Genomic DNA, 2,075 nt, shown 5'->3' with positions numbered 1-2,075 from the left:
TACGCCCGCCCGTATACCTCAGAGACAGCTCGGCGTGAGGCGCTGGCCGTGTGGGTGAACCACTACAACTACCATCGGCCTCATACCTCCTGCGGAGACGCCCCTCCGGCCTCGTTGGCACCGGCCCGAGTCAACAACGTCATGCCCTCCTACACCTAAGCGGCCCACCCGTTGAAATTCTTGCAGATCGTATTCCAGTTCCCGAACCGCTCGGGCAGGTACCGCTATGGCGCCCCGGCACAGAAGCGCCACGCGTTCGCCTCGACGACCGTGCGTAGATCCACTGGAGGTCGCCCAGTGGTCTTGGCCTCCAGGAACAGTGGGCTGATCACAGCGCAGGCCTTCTCCGCGATGACATCCCTCCAGACTGAGGCATCCTCCCCTCGGAGCTCTTTAGCAGCACGCCCTAGCCCTCATCACCTCCTAACCCGGTGCAGTTCATGATCGGCTAGAGTCGTCGGACGGCGGGGGCGAGGAAGGTAATGGCTACTCACCCGTTTACCGCGGGAGCGTCGCAATATCTTTTGCAACCATGGCGAGCACCTCGAGATAGTCGACATACCCCTGAACTATGTCAATATCTGGGAAGATTTGGTTTCCATTGGGGTGAGCAAGAGAATTTCTCAATCTCATGATTTCATCAAGACGGGATGTCGCCGCAGAGCGACACTCTTTATCAGACCGCGAAGTCAAGAATCTCTTCAAAGCCGCCTGCGGGGTTGCCTCGGACCAGAAGTCGATATCAACCTTCTTAAAAAGATCCGAAATGACTTCAGCGCGCATGTTAGATGTAGTGAGCGTTACAAGCTCAGCGCGCACGTTTACCCCTGGAACAGAAGGGTCAAGAGATTGGCCAAGCTCAGTTAAAACCACATGATCTGTAAGCTGCAGAAAAGAGTATGTTGATGGACTCTTTGCCACTTCCAGAGAACTCTTTATTATGGCCTGCTTTAGATTTACTGTGAGATCATCGATATTTGAGGCGTTCTTGAGTTGGTCCTCTATAACCACCTCCAGGAGTTTCTTAATGCAATTCTCAAAGCTTCCACACGCATATAGAAGCAATGAGGCCGACAGGATCGGTAGTTCAGTGCGGACTCGGCCCGCGGTGGAATGCAAAGCGAGTGCCATGGGCCATGACGGCTCCGAATCGGGCACAGACTCTCCTGCGAAACCACGAAATTTCTTGACCAGAGAGATCAAGTCTCTTGTACGCCGAATATCACTCTTGAATTCGTCGAATACCGCTTCCGCCTCGCCGACACTCACAAGGCCCCCAGCAGATTGCCCGCCAAGGCCACGCGCTCTCTAAGAGCCTCCATGGTATTGGCCCGACCCACTAGGATCTCATAGCTCTCATTACTATTCAGAGCGGCCTCGACAGCTGACCTAACAGCCGCAGAACGCCCCCTGAGAGGTTGATAGTGCAAAAGCTGCGACACCATCAGTGCATCATATAGCGGTCGACTATGTCGACCCGTCGAAGGTAGTATAAAAAGATCATCTCTAAATACTTCCAGCAACTCTTCAAGTACATTAGAGAATTCGTCATCCATTCTGGAGGACTCTCGCTCTTCTATGTCTTTATTTGCCTCCATATAGCGATCAAGAATTGACCTCAAGGCTCCAGATCGCTCATTCTCTACGGCGTCCCGGATAGCAAAAACACGAAGAACCAGCTCGCAGTCGGCCAGTGTGGCATATAAACGGTTGTCCAGAAGCTCCTTTGGGGGGTTCTCTTCCTCACCGGCCCGATAGGGGGGGATGCCCCAAGTCTGGGTAAATGCCTTAGATCTAGACAATCTAACCAATAGGCCATTCAGCGACCCTGGGTACAGTGCATTTCGTAGCTCCTGGGGATTGAGCCTTATACCACCCGTATTCAAACGATCGAAAAGAACTCGACGCACATCGATGCCGGTCTCATCTTGTTCATTTTCACCTTCAGATGATTCCGCCAACAGGATTACTGCATTTAGAGACCGACGGAGAAGACCCTTCTTCAAGACGGGTGGCAAGTCTTGAAATCTACTACCGTTAAGCTCTGGCCAGTACTCGAGGCCAATCAGGGCAAA

2 protein-coding genes and 1 pseudogene are annotated in these 2,075 nt (G+C 53.0%); 1 reads left to right on the top strand and 2 read right to left on the bottom strand.

Annotation, left to right across the window (positions count from 1 at the left end; genetic code table 11):
- Nucleotides 1-159: integrase core domain-containing protein (locus tag ACFWJO_RS38145; RefSeq protein WP_386872750.1), on the top strand; the 159-nt coding region annotated here is incomplete at its 5' end.
- A gap of 339 nt (nt 160-498) precedes the next feature.
- Here ACFWJO_RS38145 and ACFWJO_RS38140 read toward each other — a convergent pair.
- Both ACFWJO_RS38140 and ACFWJO_RS38135 read right to left on the bottom strand, forming a co-directional pair.
- Nucleotides 499-1,269, bottom strand: coding sequence for a HEPN domain-containing protein (locus tag ACFWJO_RS38140; RefSeq protein ID WP_385409506.1), 771 nt, complete (start codon nt 1,267-1,269; stop codon nt 499-501).
- Nucleotides 1,266-2,075: pseudogene (locus tag ACFWJO_RS38135) on the bottom strand (hypothetical protein); the annotation flags it as partial. The gene ACFWJO_RS38140 and the pseudogene ACFWJO_RS38135, both read right to left, overlap by 4 nt.

Source organism: Streptomyces sp. NPDC127092, from assembly GCF_042722475.1.
Lineage (GTDB): Bacteria > Actinomycetota > Actinomycetes > Streptomycetales > Streptomycetaceae > Streptomyces.
Note: the sequence above shows the minus strand (reverse complement) of the source record. Positions and strands in the feature narration are given on the sequence as shown.